Raw genomic sequence first — 15,049 nt, 5'->3', positions numbered from 1 at the left:
CGAACCGCGTAGCGGGCTCGATACCGAGCGGCGCTCGAATGTCGGATGCGAACGATCGTTACCGCGTTCGTCGTCGTCCGCAGCGTGCCGAATGCCGGTGCTGTCGGCACGAAGTGGCGTGCGCGGCACGGCTCCGCAGGCAGCGAACGGATGTCTTTCGCGTTTGATCCTTTCGAGCATTTTATTGAGCACGCGCAGTCTCGAAATCGGTATCCGCGAACTCTAAAGTGGAGACTCCTCGCTCGCTGCCGAACGAGGCGCGCAACGACCCGCATCGCGACCCGCGCGATCGAGCAGCGCCGCAGCATACGAGTAGTCGAACCGATTTCCTCACCCAAGGAGTGACCATGAGCAACGGAACTGCCACGACCAACGCCGTGATCGAGTGCATCCTGAGCCGAAGCGCGGCGAAATACTACGACCCGGACGCGACGCTGACCGACGACCAGATCCGGGAGCTCGTGCGAATCGGCACCAGCGCGCCGACGTCCTTTCACCTGCAGAACTGGCGCTTCATCGCCGTGCGCACGCGCGAAGCGAAGGCGCGCCTGAGCCCGATCGCATGGAATCAGCCGGCGGTCACCGAGGCCGCCGTGACCTTCATCGTCTGCGGGCAGCTCGTCGAGACCAGCGTGATTCCCGAGCGTCTCGCGCCGCTGGTCGAAGCGGGCGTGATGCCGGCATCGATGGTGGCGGAGTGGGAAATCCCCGCGCGCAACCTGTACATGGAGTATCCGCAACGCCGCCGCGACGAAGCCGTGCGCACCGCGACGTTCGGCGCAGCCGCGATGATCTACGCGGCGCGCTCGCTCGGGCTCGGTTCGACGCCGATGATCGGCTTCGATGCCGATGCGGTGCACCGCGAGTTCGGACTCGCCGACGACGAAGTGCCGGTGATGCTGCTGGCGATCGGTGCCGAGCGTCCGGGGAACTGGGCGCAGAAGCCGCGCCGTCCGGTGACCGAAGTGCTGGACCTCGTCTAGACGGCCGCGACCGCGTCAATCGCAGCGGGGCTACCCGCTCGAGAACCCATTTCGCCCCGACGCCCGGGGACGAAGCAACCCGACGGACGGCGCCTGCACGGGCTTTCGTCGATCAGTGATACGAGTCACTCACGGAGATGATGATGGCAAGGACTGCAGTGCTCACGCCGGAACAGGTGCCGGCAGAATCGAAGCCGACGCTCGCCGCGTTTACGAAGAACATCGGCTTTACGCCGAACATGATGGCGAGCTTCGCGCAAAGCCCGATCGCGTTCAATGCATGGGCCACGCTGCTCGGTGCGCTGAGCAAGGCGCTGGACGTCAAGACGCGCGATAGCATCGGCCTGGCCGTGTCGGAAGTGAACGGCTGCAACTACTGCCTGACGGTTCACAGCATGACCGCCGAGCACATGGCCAAGCTGCCTGCCGATGAAATCATTCTGGCGCGCAAGGGGCACGCGACCGATCCGAAGCGTGACGCCGCCGTGCAGTTCGCGCGCAAGGTGATCGAAACGCGCGGCAAAGTCGACGACGCCGATCTGAAGGCCGTTCGCGACGCCGGCTATACGGATGCGAACGTGATGGAGATCGTCGCGCTCGTGGCGATGTACTCGCTGACAAATTTTTTCAACAACGTGTTCGATCCCGAGCAGGATTTTCCGGCCGTTCCGCCGGCGGGCGCGATTTGACCGCCGTCATGGCGCGCGGCTTCGCGCGCTGGCGGAACGTCGACGCAATGCAGGTATAGCGCCGACGCGCCCGGATGCGACCACGAAGGCATGCAGGTAGTATCCGGGCCGCGCGTTCGACCTGCGAATGCAGGAGCAAGAAAGTGACACTCGATCATCCCGTTTTCACGCGCTGGCCGGCGCGCCATCCGGATCGGCTCCAGCTCTTTTCGCTGCCGACGCCCAACGGCGTGAAGGTGGGCATCATGCTGGAAGAGACGGGCCTCGCGTACGAGGCGCATCGCATCGACATTCTCGCGAACGCGCATCACGATCCGGCCTTCGTCGCGCTCAACCCCAACGGCAAAATTCCGGCGATCTACGATCCGAACGGACCGGGCGGCCGACCGCTTGCGCTATTCGAATCCGGCGCGATCCTCATTTATCTCGCCGACAAGACCGGGCAATTCCTGTCGGCCGATCCGCACACGCGATACGAGACGCTGCAGTGGCTGATGTGGCAGATGGGCGGTGTCGGGCCGATGTTCGGTCAGGTCGGCTTCTTCAACCGGTTCGCCGGTAAAGCGTATGAAGACAAGCGTCCGTTGAACCGCTACGTCACGGAGTCCGCGCGGCTGCTCGGCGTGCTCGACGAACGTCTTGCGGGCCGCGACTGGGTGATGGGTGCCGATTACAGCATCGCGGACATGTCGCTGCTCGGCTGGGTGCGCAATCTGATCGGCTTTTACGAAGCGCGCGAGCTGGTCGGCTTCGACCGCTTTGTTCACGTGAACGCGTGGCTCGAGCGCGGTCTCGCGCGACCGGCGGTGCAGCGCGGGCTGCAGGTGGCGGCGAGCTGACGGAACGAATGGAATCGATCGCATGAACATTCTTCATATTGATTTCAGCCCGCGAGCGGAATCGTACAGCCGCCAGCTGTCGGCAGCGATCGTCGCGAAGCTGCTCGAGATTTCGCCGGGTGCGAGCATCAGCCGGCGCGACTTCGGTGCCGTTCCGTTGCCGCACGCGACGTCGGGCTATGCGACTGCGCTCTCGATGCCCGCGACGTTGGCCAATCCGCCGCAGGCGGCGCTGGCGCTCTCCGAAACGCTGATTCGCGATGTCGAGGCGGCCGACGTGATCGCGATCGGTACGCCGATGAACAACTTCACGATTCCGTCAGGCTTCAAGACGTGGATCGACCATGTGCTGCGCGTCGGGCGGACGATGAAGTCAACACCGACCGGCAAGATCGGCTTGCTCCGCGACCGTCCGGTGTTCGTGGGCGTCGCTGCCGGCGGCGTCTTTAGCGGCGAGCGCGCGAATCAGCCGGATTTCCTGACGCCGTATCTATCGGCCGCATTCGGCTGCATCGGGTTGAACTCGCTGCAGTTTCTTCCGGTGCAGGGCACTGCGTTTCTGTCGCCGGACCAAGCGGCATCTGCAGTCGAGCAGGCCGTCGAGGCAATCGACGTTTCGGCGATTCGGGCGGCCGTGTCGGGCCATTGAACAGGGAGTGGCAATCATGAAGATAGTCGTGATCGGCGGCACCGGCCTGATAGGTGCGAAGACGGTTGCCGTTCTGCAGGCCGGCGGACACGAGGTGGTAGCAGCGTCGCGCAAACGGGGTGTCGACGTATTCACGGGCGCCGGCCTCGACGCAGCCGTCGCCGGCGCACACGTCGTGATCGATCTGTCGGACAGGCGTTCGTCCGACGCAGCGGCCGTGCAGGCATTCTTCGAGACGGCCGGTCGCAACCTGCTTGCGGCGGAAGCGGCGGCGGGCGTGCGGCATCATGTCGTGCTGTCGATCGTCGGCACGGACCGCGTGCCGGATCAGCGCTATTACCGCGCGAAGATGACCCAGGAAAATCAGGTCGAGGCATCGGGCATCCCGTATACGATCGTTCGGTCGACGCAGTTCTTCGAGTTCCTGCGCGATATCGCAGACGCGCATACGGACGGCGACGTCGTCAGACTGCCGTCGGCGCTGCTTCAACCGATCGCGGCCGACGACGTCGCGGCCATCGTCGCGCAAGTGGCGCTCGCGACGCCACGGAACGCGATCGTCGAAATCGCGGGCCCCGAGCGGGCGCCGTTCGACGACATCGTCGCGCGCTGCCTGAGGTCGGTCGGCGACCGGCGAAGCGTCGCCAAGGATGCGGATGCGAGATATTTCGGCGGACGGCTCCAGCACGATTCGCTGGTGCCGTCGCGCGCAGCGCGTGTCGGCCGTATCGGTCTGGATGCGTGGCTGCGCGGTGCGCACGATCGGGCGCGCTCGCTGCCGCGCGTCGACATCAGACCGGTCGAGCGCGGCGATTTCGACGTCTGGTATTCGTTGTGGAAGGGCTATCAGCGCTTTTACGAGGTCGATATTCCGGACTCCGTGACGCAGGCGACGTGGGCGCGCTTTATGGATCCGTCCGAGCCGATGCATGCCGCGCTCGCGGTCGCCGGCGAACAGGTGTTCGGGCTCGTGCATTGGCTGTATCACCGATCGACGTGGACGACCGACGACTACTGCTATCTGCAGGACCTGTTCGTCGCGGACGACGCGCGCGGTCGCGGAGCCGGCCGCGCGCTGATCGAGCACGTCTATGCCGACGCGGCGCGTCGCGGCGTACCGCGCGTGTACTGGCTGACGCACAAGACGAACTATCAGGCGATGCAGCTTTACGATCGCGTCGCCGAGCGATCGGATTTCGTCCAGTACAGGAAGCGATTCGTCTGACCCGTTCGCGCGCCGTCGAAGGCGCTATCGCACGCGCGTACGGCCGCGCGAAACCGCCATAAAATGCCCGAACCGCCTGAACGCTTCCGGTTTTGAAATCCCATGTCCGACATCGACTGGCTGAGCCATCTTCTGCAAATGATCACCGTCACCGGCCGGGTGGAGGTCCGCTGCGTGTACGGTGCGCCGTGGCAGGTCGCGTGGGATCGATCGGCCGCACACGAGATTCCGTACCACGTCGTACTCGAGGGGCGTGCCGTGCTCGAGGATACCGAGTCGGGGACGGTCAGGGAGCTGGCGAGCGGCGACATCGTGCTGCTGCCGCACGGTGCCGCGCACGTGCTGCACGACGGCAGCGGCCATACGCCGGGCCGCGCGCATAATCGCCAGGGTTTCGCCGGATGGATGCTCAGCGAGAACGACGGTCGCGGCGAACGCCTGGACATGCTGTGCGGACGCTTCTTCATCCGGCCGCCGCATGACCGGCTGATTCGCGACTACCTGCCGACGACACTGACCGTGCGCTCCGCGGATGGCGGCAGCGACGACGGCAACGGCTCTGCGTCGAACCAGCTCGCCAGTCTCGTCGCGCTGATGCGCATGGAGTCGGCCGGCGAGAAGCCGGGCGGATACGCGATCCTCAATGCCCTGACTTCCGCGCTCTTTACGCTCGTGCTGCGCGCGGCCAGCGAATCGGGGCAGGCGCCGGCGGGGCTGCTCGCGCTGGCCGGTCATCCGCGGCTGGCGCCGGCCATTTCGGCAATGTTCGCCGCCCCCGCGCGACCGTGGAGCCTGCCCGAGCTGGCCGATCTGTGCAACATGTCGCGCGCGACCTTCATGCGGCACTTCCAGGACAAACTGGGCCGCTCGGCCACGGACCTGCTCACGGACATCCGGATGACACTGGCCGCAAACGAGCTGAAGAAGCCGACGATGAGCACCGAGGCCGTGGCCGAGGCGATCGGCTATCGATCGGTCGCGGCATTCCGGCGTGTGTTCACCGACAAGATGGGGATGACGCCCGGACAATGGCGGCCTCTCGCGAACGAAGGCGAATAGCGCGCCTTGCACGCGGCCGGTGGCGTCGAATGGACCGTGCCGGCGTTTGATCCTTTCAGGCATGTTGTTGAGCCCCCGCAGTCTCGAAATCCGTAGTGGCGGCCTCTAAAGTGGAGACTCCTAGCCCACTGACGAACGAGGCACGCCATGAACCGCATCGCCAGTCCAGCCCTCGGGTCGCTTGCCGCAACGCGCGACGTGCGCGCCGGCAAACCGTTTGCCGCCTTGCGCGCGGTCGAGGCCGCGAACGGGGTCCATGTGCTCCACTTCGCCGGTACGACGGCTGCGGCGAGCCTCGCCGACATTTCGCCGGCCGTTGCGATTGCAGTCGTCGCTAAGGTCCTCAAACGCCTCGACCGAACGTCGCCCACCTTCTTTCCATAGCGTCGGTCCGCACCGAGGACGAAACGGCGCAACACAGTCGTTTCCCGTTCGCTCCTTAACTCGACAACGCAACGCCGCGCTGGTCCGGATGTCGGCCGTGCCGCAAACGTGCGATCGCTCGAGCGGCCGCGCGTGAATTTTCTCGTCAACGAAGTCAGTTCTCACTTGAATCGGATATCGAATATGAGCACGCGTGCAAATCAGTTTCGTCTGCAGATCGCTGAGAAGGGTGTTGGGTCGCTGTCGCTTCTTGCGCTGCTCCGATGGGCGCTCGTCGTCATCTTTCTGTGGTTCGGCGGCATGAAGTTCACCGGCTATGAAGCCAACGGCATCGCACCGTTCGTCGTCAATAGTCCGATCATGAGTTGGCTGAACGCGTCGTTCGGCGTTCAGGGCGCAAGCAACGTGATCGGCGTGCTCGAACTCTCGACGGCTGCGGCGCTGATCGCCGGTGCGTTCCAGCCCGTGCTGTCCGCGCTGGGTGCGGCGATGTCGGCCGCGACTTATCTGATCACGCTGACGTTCTTCCTGAGCACACCGGGTGTCGCGGAAGCGACGGCCGGCGGCTTTCCGGCCATCTCGGCGCTGCCTGGCCAGTTCCTGCTCAAGGACCTGGTGCTGCTCGCCGCGTCGCTTTGTCTGCTCGTCGCGTCTGTACGAAGCGCGGAGCCCGGGATCGACCGTCAGTGACCGGTTACGGCCGGCACGCATCGCGTGCGGGAACCGATGGGGTCGGGCGCGGCGGGGCGGCGCCGACCGCCTGCCGCGATCGCTGGCGGCCTGTCGCTACCGCGTCTTTCCGCAGTGGCGTTCGATGATGTCGAACAGCCGGCGGCACGAGGTCGCCACGTGCTGCTCGGGTGCGGTGGCGACGCTGAGCAGAAGGCCGGGCCTCGTCCAGGAAGGCGTCGCGAACCACGCGGACAGCGGCGACGGCGCGATGCCGACCGTCATCGCCTCCCTGACGATTTTCGTGTCGGGCGCGCCATCGGGAAGCCTGAGCAGGACGGATAGGCCGGCCGTTATCCATTCCGCGTTGCGCATTCTCAACTGATCGCAGAGTGCGTCGCGCTGTGCGGAATAGAGGCGCTTGAGCCGACGCACGCGACGGATGTAGTGGCCGCGCCGCATGAATTCGGCCGTGGCGAGCTGGATGACCGGCGACGGTGCAGGGGCGAGCGTTGCGGTGACTTCGGAGAACGCATTGACGAGTTCGACAGGCGCGACGACGAAGCCGAGCCGCAGCGCCGGGCTGATGGTCTTGCTGAAGGAGCCGACATGAATCACGCGCTTGCCTTCGTCGAGGGACGCCATTGCCGGTGCCGGCCGGCCTTGCAGCTGAAGCTCGCCGAGATAGTCGTCTTCGATGATCCATGCATGATTCGTGCGTGCCCATTCGAGCATCTGAAGACGCCGTCGCAACGAGAGGGTCGACCCGAGCGGCGCCTGCTGCCCGGGTGTCACGACGGCCAGCGCGGCGTCGGGTGCTTGCGCGAGCGCGTAATCGACGTTGATGCCGTCTGCATCGACCGGCACCGGCACGATCTTCAGACGCGCGAGCTCGAGTCCTTTGCGCGTGACCATGAATCCCGGCTCTTCCATCCAGACTTTTCTGCCGTCGATGCCCAGCACGCGCAGTGCCAGTCCCAGGCCGGCCACGTAGCCGGACGTAACGAACACCTGCTCGGGGTGGCAGTGAAAGTTGCGCGTGATCGCCAGATTCGCGGCGATCTCTGTGCGCAGTTCGAGTTCGCCGCGCGGATCGGGATAGAGCAACGACGACAAGGATCCGGCCTTCAGCAGGTTCGACGAGCGCGAACGGGAGAACAGCTTCTCCGGCAGCCCTTCGAATGCCGGAATGCCGAGCTGAAAGATCGCAGGCCCCGCGTTCATCTCGTCGTAGGCCTTCATGAACTCGCCGGCTGGCGGCACCTGCGGCCGCGACAGCACGACGCGCGATCGTGGCGCAACGCGCGTCCCTCTGGCGCCGAAGGTTTCGATCATTTGCGCGTCGGACAGGCGCTCGTACGCCGATTGCACGGTGCCGCGCGCGACGCCGAGCTGCGCTGCGAGGTCTTGCCATGAAGGAAGGCGTGTGCCGGGGGCGAGCAAGCCCGACTCTATCGCTCTGCTGATACTGATGTGGATTTGTTCTGCCAGGGACAGCTTCGCCGTCCGGTCGAGCTGAATTTGAAAATCTCGATTCATCCGCTTGGTACACACAAAAATGGGAAATCTTGGTTCTACTATTCTTGTCGTCGAATGCACAGAATCTTCGCACGATCGAGGCGGCCGATGTAAGGGCGGAGCGCATGAAAAGCGGCATCGATGCACGCATGAAAACGCCATCGAAGTTCATGCCCGGACGGCCGTGTACTCGCCGACAAAGCGCGCCGCAAGCGTGCCGGACGACGAAACGACCATCGCGCGTCGCTCGTTGTGCGCGTCGTTCGATCGGGGGATTGTGCGACGAGCGTTCGGCACGACCGGAACTCGATGCGATCGTAACGGTGCGCCTTCGATAAAAAGATTCGCGATGCAAATCATCCAGGCCGACGACGTTCTCGGCTTTCCGACAGGATCTCGCTGACACGTCCCCGATCATGGAAAACGCCCCGTCGCCGCTGCATATCTCGACCGTCGAGCAACTGTCGCCGACGATGATCAGCATCAGCTGGAGCAATCCCTGCATGGGCCATTACACGGACCAGGTCTGGCGCATCGGTCTTGCGCGCAGGAGCGCCGTGTGCATGCTGTCGGGTGTGTCGATACGGCCCGGCGATGCCGTGTTTCGCCCGCGCGTGAGGGGTCCGCATGTGCCGATCAACCACGATCGGATGATTCTGGCTTCTGCAATCGCCGGTCTTTTTCCCTCATCGAATCCGTCAGAAGGCGCCGAGACATGAGCACGCCGCGTCGATGCGTCTCGACGGGCGGCAAGCCCTCCATCACACCATCGGCCAGGGTCGCGACGCATCTGTCGGTCAAGGAGACATCACGCAATATGGCAACAGAACAGGCTTTGCCCGAATCGGCGCGCGATCGTGCGGACGCTGCGGCACGGATCAATCGCGATCTTGGCGTGGGCGTCGGTCTTCGCGACGTCCACTATCGTGACTTTCTGGCTGCCGCGCAGCCGGTCGACTGGCTCGAGGTCCATACCGAAAATTATCTCGGCGCCGGCGGCTACGATCTTCATGTGCTCGAGCAGGTGCGACGCGACTATCCGTTGAGTTTCCACGGTGTCGGGCTCAGCATCGGCTCGGCCGGTCCGCTGGATGGCGGCCATCTCGAGCGCGTCGCATCGCTGGTCGATCGATTCCAGCCGGCACTCGTGTCCGAGCACTTGTCCTGGTCGGTCGCGCTGACACGCCGCTTGCACGAGTCGCTGCCGTTGCCGCTCACGTCCGAGTCGCTCGACGTGGTCGTACGGAACGTCGACCGCTTGCAGCACGCATTGAAGCGGACCGTGTTGATCGAAAACGTCGCGCGCGACGTGTCGTTTCGACAGGACGAGATGACGGAAACCGACTTCATTTCCGAACTTGTCGGAAGAACGGGATGTGCGTTGCTCGTCGACGTTACGAGCCTGTACGTGAATCAGTGCAACCATGGTGAAGATGCGTTCGAGGCGCTCGGGCGGTTTCCGGCAGATGCCGTCAGGGAGCTCCATGTGCGCGCGTACCGATGCCGGCATCATGCGGACGCAAACCGTCGCGGTCGCCGAGTGCCGACCGATGTGTGGCAGCTTTACGGCTATGCCGTCGAGCGATTCGGCACCGTGTCGACGCTGATCGAATGCGACGCGGACGTTCCGCCGATCGCGATTCTTCTGGACGAAGCCGCGACGGCGAGGAACGTGGCCGATGCGTTCGCCTCGAGGAGGGCGCGATGAGCGAGCGGCTGAAGCGCGTGCAGCTCGAATTCGCGACGTCGCTGCTGCACCCGGATGCCGAACGGCGTTTGCTCGCTGCGCTGGTCGGCGACGAAGCCAACAACCGGGATCGCGTCGCGCGCTACCGGGCTCGACTATGGAGCACGTGGCACCGCGTATTGGCCTGCGCGTATCCGGTGGTGCGCAGCCTGATGGGCGAAGACTTCTTTCTGACGCTGTCGCGCGAGTACGGCATCGCCGATCCGGTTCGGTCCGGCGATCTGAACCGGTTCGGCAGCCGCATGGCCGAGTTGCTGGAGGCGTGGCCGCCGACGGCGACCTGTCGCCATCTCGCCGACGTCGCGCGTCTCGAGTGGCTGGTCCATCGCGCCTGTTTTGCTGCGGATGCGACGACGCGATTGCCGGACCCATGGGCGCAATGTACGCGCGACACGTTGGCGCATTGCTCGGTTCGGCTTCACCCGGCCGTGCAGTTGCTTCACACGTCGACGCGTGCTGCGGATCGCTGGCTCGCGTTCCATGCGTCCGGCAAGGAGTTCGATCCGGACGACGTCGATCGACCGCAGTGGATGATCGTCGCCCGGCCGCAATGGATACCGGAAGTGATCGCCGTATCGCGCAACGCATTTGCGATGCTGTCCGATCTGCGCGACGGCGCCACGATCGGCGATGCCTACGACGCCGCGCTCGCGCGCGACCGCAGTTTCGACTTCGAGCGCAACTGGCAGACGTGGGTCGAGCACGGAATCATCGTCGCGGTGGACGTCGGGATAGCGGCCTGAGCGTGTCGCGCGTCAGCGCATCTCACCGCCCCTTGCAAACACCCCCGCGAAAACGCAAGAACATTGCACATCGCCCCGTCACAACGAGCAAAAAACCCGCCCCACCCGAAATAACATTGCTTCCACGCACCCGCGCCACCCGGCGCGGTCCTTTTTGACGGAAGCACCGAGTGAACACGTCGCTGCAACTGGACGGCGCAGTCGTTCTGCGTCAACGAGCCGAGCTCGGCGAGATCGGCGCCGACCGCGAACTCGGCGGCCGCACGCGCATCGCGCTGACCGACGACGAGCGTGGATGCGCGGGCCGGACCTCGACGTCCGGATCGACCGCATCGGCAACGTCTTCGGCACGCTGCACGCCGGCCCGGCGGCCGCGGGCCCGCAGCCGCTGATGATCGGCTCGCATATCGACACCGTAAAGAACGCCGGCGCACTCGACGGCTGCTACGGCGTGCTCGCCGGTCTTGCGGTCGCGCGCCCGTTTCGCGACGCGCGCATCGAACCAACCGGCACGGCCGATCACGGGCGCCGTCGACGGCGCCCGTCTGCTGCTCGACGTCGTGCTCGATCGCGTCGCGGCCGCGTGATTGCACCGAACGTCGCCTTATCCCAACCCTTCATCGCTGGAACTTCACGACATGTTGATCGCCAATCCGCGCGCGACGCGCGCGCCGTACCCCGACGGGCTGAAGCGCATCCTGAGCATCGAGAAAGCGGAGGAGAGCCGCGCGTGGCTGGCCTGCTGGGACAAGATCGCGCCGGCACCTACACCGTTGCGCACGTTGCCTGCGCTCGCCGCCGCGTCGGGTATCGCGAGCCTGAGCGTGAAGGACGAGTCCGTGCGCTCGGTGCTCGGCAGCTTCAAGGCGCTCGGCGCGCCGATCGCGCTCGTACGCCTGATTCTTCGGCTGTGGCCGGCGCACGATCTCGATCCGCGAGCATTGTTCGACGGCCGCTATCGTGCATTGCTCGCGGGCTTCACGGTTGTCAGCGCAACGGACGGCAACCATGGAAAAGGGCTCGCGGCCGCTGCGCAAACGCTCGGCTGTCGATGCGTGATCGTGCTGCATGCGAACGTCAGCATCGAACGCGAGCGGGCGATCGCCGCGTATGGCGCGCAGATCGTCCGGATCGCCGGCAACTACGACGCATCGGTCGAGGAAGCCGCGCGGCTCGCGTCGCTGAACGGCTGGCACGTGGTGTCCGATACGTCGTACGACGGCTACGAAGACATTCCGCGTGACGTGATGCAGGGCTACGGCACCGTCGCCGCAGAGTTCGTCGAGCAGAGCGGCGCCCGACCCGATCGGCCGGCCTATACGCACGTGTTCCTGCAGGGCGGCGTCGGCGGTCTCGCGGCGGGCATCGTCAGCTATCTATGGGAGTTTCACGGCGCGCATCGGCCGCGATTCGTCGTCGTCGAGCCGCAGCAGGCCGATTGTCTGTACCAGAGCGCGGTCGCCGGCAAACCGTCGCGCGCGACGGGCTCCGTCGATTCGGTGATGGCCGGGCTCGCGTGCGGCGAGACGTCGCCGCTCGCGTGGCGATTCCTGCAGCCGGCCGTCGACGACTTCATGACGATCGCCGACGCCGATGCGATCGATGCAATGCGCGTGCTGGCGACAGGCCGCGACGGCGACGTGCCGATCGTTGCCGGCGAGTCGGGTGCCGCGGGGCTCGCCGGCGTCGCCGTGCTGCTGAAGGATCGCGCGCAGGCCGAGCGCGTCGGGCTCGATCGCGATTCGCGCGTGCTGGTCGTAAATACGGAAGGCGCGACCGCGCCCGATACGTATCGCGAACTGGTCGGCGAGACGGCCGACGCGGTGCTGGCGCGACAGGCGGCCCGGGCGGCCGGCGCGCCGAGCCGGGCGGCGACTCACGTCTGAGTCGGCGGCGCGTCAGCTCGCGGGGCCGATCGGAATCTCGAGCCCCGCCTTCACGCGGCTCATCGTGACGAGCGTCTTGAACCGCTTCACGTTGTTGTTGGCGAAGAAAAGTTGCCGCGTCAGGTCGTTGTACTCCTCCATGTGACGCACGGAGAAGATCAGCACGAAGTCCCATTCGCCCGCGACGTAGTAGCACTGCTGGATCTGCGCACACGACTCGAACGTGCGCTTCATCGCATCGAGCAGGTCGATCTGTTCGCTTTCGACTTCGATCGTCGTGACGATCGTCAGCGGGTAGCCGACCTTCTCGGGCGCGAGGATCGCCGTATAGCGGTCGATCACGCCTTTGTCGGCGAGCCGCCGCAACCGGCGGTTCACGGCCGCCGGAGACAGGTTCACGCGCGCGGCGAGTTCGCTTTGCGGCGTATCGGCGTCGCGCTGGATCTCGCTCAGCAGCTTCAGATCGTAGTTGTCTAGCATCGGGGCGGTGGGGTGGAGAGACGAAATTTTCTTGCAGAACGGCGGCGAAGAATGCGCCGAAATTCGACGCGCCTTGAAATATTATTTTTGGGACAACGCGACGTCAACGTGACGCGCGTCTGTCGAGATCAGGCGGTCCGCGCGTATCGGGCGACGCAAGCGCGCGGCCGGCGCCGGGTCCATTCGGCGATTTGACGGATAGCGCGAGCATGGAAAGCACACTGCAATCGAAGTTGAAACATTGGCGGCATCACTTTCACCGCCACCCCGAGACCGGCTTCGAGGAAGTCGCGACGTCCGACTACGTCGCGGCCCTTCTGGAAAGCTTCGGGCTCGACGTGCATCGCGGCATCGGCGGCACCGGCGTCGTCGCCAATCTGAAGGTGGGCGAGAGTCCGCGCGCGATCGGACTGCGCGCGGACATGGACGCGCTGAACATCGTCGAGAACGTGCCGGCGCGCGCACATGCGTCCTGCGTGCCGGGCAAGATGCATGCGTGCGGACACGACGGCCATATGGCGATGGTGCTCGGCGCGGCGCGGTTGCTCGCCGAGCAACGCGATTTCGACGGGACCGTGCGGTTCATTTTTCAGCCGGCGGAAGAGCACGGTCGCGGCGCGAAGGCGATGATGGCCGACGGGCTGTTCGAGCGCTTTCCGATCGACGCGATCTTCGGCGCGCACAACATGCCGGGGATGCCGGCCGGATCGTTCTCGACGCGTCCCGGCGGCATCATGGCGAGCGAAGACAACTTCGTGATTCGGATCAATGCGCGCGGCACGCATGCGGCGCGCCCGCATATGGGCGTCGATCCGATCGTGATCGCGGCGCAGATCGTGCTCGCGCTGCAGACGATCGTTTCCCGCAATCTCGATCCGAGCCTGCCCGCGGTGATTTCGTGTACGGAGATTCTGACCGACGGGCTGCGCAACGTGATTCCGTCGACGGTAACGATCAAGGGCGACACGCGAAGCTATTCGCCCGACGTGCAGCACCTGCTGGCGACACGGATGCGCGAAGTGAGCGAGGGAATGTGCAGGATGCATGGCGTCGAATGCGAATTCGCGTACACGCACGAGTTCGCGCCGACCGTCAATTCGCCGGACTACGTCGATATCGCGGTGGCAGCGGCGACGCGCGTCGCGGGCGCGCAGCACGTCGATGCGAACGTGCAGCCGATGATGATTTCGGAGGACTTCGGCGCGTTCCTGCAGGTCGTTCCCGGCAATTTCATCTTCATCGGCAACGGAAGCGCGGGCGAGCGCGGCGGCGTGCCGCTGCACAACGCGACGTACGACTTCAACGACGACATCCTGCCGATGGGCGCGCGGTACTTTGCGGAAGTGGCGCGCATCGCGCTCGCAAGCGCCTGACGACGGCGCAGTGGTGGGGCGGCTTGCCGCCGCCGGTGTCGCATCGAGCCGGCGCGCGGGCAATAAAAAAGCCCGCTGCTGGAGCGGGCCGAAACCATGTTTGGAGACATGGAGGAGACAGACGTCAATTTAAGGGAAAACCCTGAAACGAGCAAGCCCCGCCGACGCGCTGTTGTATCCGTGCAACGTGCGGCCGGGCTGCATATTCAGGCGCCCGCGCGCGCGTGCGCGGCGTGCGGCCGGAACCGCTCCTGCGCGATCGGCAGCGCGTACTTGTCGCGCATTTCGGTCTCGATCCACGTACAGGCTTCGCGCGCGCAGTCGTTCAGCACGTGCCGCGTTGCGTGGCCTTCGACGTCGTAGACGAAACGGACGTCGACCTCGTCGTCGGAAACCTGCCGTTTCACCTCGTTCAGCTTCAGCTGCGGCCCATGCTGCTGCGACAGCGCGCGCAGCTCGTCGAAGTGATATTCGATCCAGTCGGCGAAAAACAGCGCGTCGCTGCGGCACGCGAGCCGGAACGCGGCGCTGCGCGACGGGCGCGGCACGTCGTCGGCCGGCGCATGCGCGCCGCCGGCAGCCGCGACATCGACCGGCGCGAGCGGCTGCTGGATCCGCCGGTACGGCGCGCGGTCGCGCAGCGCGTGCCACAGCAATTCGTCGCCGGCCGCGCCGGACGGCTGCATGGTCAGGTCGTGACGGCCGTCGCCGCTGGGCGCGACGTCGCGGATCACGACGCGCAGCGAGCAGAGCGGCTCGTCGGCGACGAGCAGCGTCGCCGCGCGCGGCAGGCCGCAAACGAGCG

Annotated in this window: 16 protein-coding genes and 1 pseudogene; 14 read left to right on the top strand and 3 right to left on the bottom strand. The window is 65.5% G+C overall.

Going from position 1 to position 15,049, the window contains the following annotated elements; genetic code table 11:
• Positions 1 to 347 precede the first annotated feature (347 nt).
• From HMPREF3115_RS22245 to HMPREF3115_RS22210, 8 genes are all read left to right on the top strand, one after another.
• Positions 348 to 983, top strand: coding sequence for a nitroreductase family protein (locus HMPREF3115_RS22245; RefSeq protein ID WP_006403178.1), 636 nt, complete (start codon positions 348 to 350; stop codon positions 981 to 983).
• 143 nt (positions 984 to 1,126) lie between these two features.
• Positions 1,127 to 1,672, top strand: a complete 546-nt coding sequence (locus tag HMPREF3115_RS22240) for a carboxymuconolactone decarboxylase family protein (protein WP_035947187.1) — start codon at positions 1,127 to 1,129, stop codon at positions 1,670 to 1,672.
• A 143-nt stretch (positions 1,673 to 1,815) separates the two neighbouring features.
• Positions 1,816 to 2,511 (top strand): glutathione S-transferase N-terminal domain-containing protein, encoded by a 696-nt coding sequence (locus tag HMPREF3115_RS22235; protein ID WP_059940440.1) that lies wholly within the window; start codon positions 1,816 to 1,818, stop codon positions 2,509 to 2,511.
• A gap of 22 nt (positions 2,512 to 2,533) precedes the next feature.
• A complete protein-coding gene (locus HMPREF3115_RS22230; RefSeq protein ID WP_070556125.1) occupies positions 2,534 to 3,160 on the top strand; it encodes an FMN-dependent NADH-azoreductase in 627 nt (208 codons plus the stop codon).
• 16 nt (positions 3,161 to 3,176) lie between these two features.
• Positions 3,177 to 4,385, top strand: coding sequence for a GNAT family N-acetyltransferase (locus HMPREF3115_RS22225; protein WP_070556123.1), 1,209 nt, complete (start codon positions 3,177 to 3,179; stop codon positions 4,383 to 4,385).
• 102 nt (positions 4,386 to 4,487) lie between these two features.
• Positions 4,488 to 5,444: an AraC family transcriptional regulator gene (locus tag HMPREF3115_RS22220; protein WP_070556121.1), complete on the top strand. Its 957-nt coding sequence runs from the start codon at positions 4,488 to 4,490 to the stop codon at positions 5,442 to 5,444.
• Positions 5,445 to 5,591: 147 nt separating this feature from the next.
• On the top strand, positions 5,592 to 5,828 hold the full coding sequence (locus HMPREF3115_RS22215; RefSeq protein ID WP_035947178.1) for a hypothetical protein: 237 nt from the start codon (positions 5,592 to 5,594) through the stop codon (positions 5,826 to 5,828).
• A gap of 183 nt (positions 5,829 to 6,011) precedes the next feature.
• A complete protein-coding gene (locus HMPREF3115_RS22210; RefSeq protein ID WP_035487560.1) occupies positions 6,012 to 6,518 on the top strand; it encodes a YkgB family protein in 507 nt (168 codons plus the stop codon).
• 96 nt (positions 6,519 to 6,614) lie between these two features.
• On the opposite strand, the gene HMPREF3115_RS22205 is transcribed toward HMPREF3115_RS22210, so the two are convergent.
• Positions 6,615 to 8,036: a MocR-like pyridoxine biosynthesis transcription factor PdxR gene (locus tag HMPREF3115_RS22205; protein ID WP_172488726.1), complete on the bottom strand. Its 1,422-nt coding sequence runs from the start codon at positions 8,034 to 8,036 to the stop codon at positions 6,615 to 6,617.
• 395 nt (positions 8,037 to 8,431) lie between these two features.
• On the opposite strand from HMPREF3115_RS22205, the gene HMPREF3115_RS22200 reads away from it, so the two are divergent.
• The 5 genes and pseudogenes from HMPREF3115_RS22200 to HMPREF3115_RS22180 all read left to right on the top strand — a co-directional run bounded on the left by HMPREF3115_RS22200 (position 8,432) and on the right by HMPREF3115_RS22180 (position 12,391).
• Entirely contained in the window at positions 8,432 to 8,734 is a 303-nt protein-coding gene (locus HMPREF3115_RS22200) for a DUF3331 domain-containing protein (protein WP_070556117.1), read from the top strand.
• Complete coding sequence (locus HMPREF3115_RS22195) at positions 8,731 to 9,723, top strand: MbnB/TglH/ChrH family RiPP precursor modification enzyme (RefSeq protein ID WP_175835555.1); 993 nt, start codon at positions 8,731 to 8,733, stop codon at positions 9,721 to 9,723. The genes HMPREF3115_RS22200 and HMPREF3115_RS22195 overlap by 4 nt, the downstream gene beginning before the upstream one ends.
• A complete protein-coding gene (locus HMPREF3115_RS22190) occupies positions 9,720 to 10,505 on the top strand; it encodes an HvfC/BufC N-terminal domain-containing protein (protein ID WP_070556115.1) in 786 nt (261 codons plus the stop codon). The genes HMPREF3115_RS22195 and HMPREF3115_RS22190 overlap by 4 nt, the downstream gene beginning before the upstream one ends.
• A gap of 170 nt (positions 10,506 to 10,675) precedes the next feature.
• Positions 10,676 to 11,010 (top strand): annotated as a pseudogene (locus tag HMPREF3115_RS32710) (Zn-dependent hydrolase); the annotation flags it as partial.
• A 133-nt stretch (positions 11,011 to 11,143) separates the two neighbouring features.
• On the top strand, positions 11,144 to 12,391 hold the full coding sequence (locus tag HMPREF3115_RS22180; RefSeq protein ID WP_065496346.1) for a diaminopropionate ammonia-lyase: 1,248 nt from the start codon (positions 11,144 to 11,146) through the stop codon (positions 12,389 to 12,391).
• Positions 12,392 to 12,403: 12 nt separating this feature from the next.
• Here the strand turns inward: HMPREF3115_RS22180 and HMPREF3115_RS22175 are convergent, their stop codons facing one another.
• Positions 12,404 to 12,871, bottom strand: coding sequence for an Lrp/AsnC family transcriptional regulator (locus tag HMPREF3115_RS22175; RefSeq protein ID WP_070556110.1), 468 nt, complete (start codon positions 12,869 to 12,871; stop codon positions 12,404 to 12,406).
• Between the two features lie 209 nt (positions 12,872 to 13,080).
• Between HMPREF3115_RS22175 and HMPREF3115_RS22170 the strand changes: the two genes are divergently transcribed.
• Complete coding sequence (locus tag HMPREF3115_RS22170; RefSeq protein WP_070556108.1) at positions 13,081 to 14,244, top strand: M20 aminoacylase family protein; 1,164 nt, start codon at positions 13,081 to 13,083, stop codon at positions 14,242 to 14,244.
• Positions 14,245 to 14,450: 206 nt separating this feature from the next.
• On the opposite strand, the gene HMPREF3115_RS22165 is transcribed toward HMPREF3115_RS22170, so the two are convergent.
• Positions 14,451 to 15,049, bottom strand: a 599-nt coding sequence (locus HMPREF3115_RS22165; RefSeq protein ID WP_070556106.1) for a hypothetical protein, incomplete at its 5' end; no start/stop codon positions are given.

It is taken from the genome of Burkholderia sp. HMSC10F09 (assembly GCF_001806955.1).
Taxonomy (GTDB): domain Bacteria; phylum Pseudomonadota; class Gammaproteobacteria; order Burkholderiales; family Burkholderiaceae; genus Burkholderia; species Burkholderia multivorans.
This window is presented reverse-complemented; position numbering and strand designations above follow the sequence as displayed.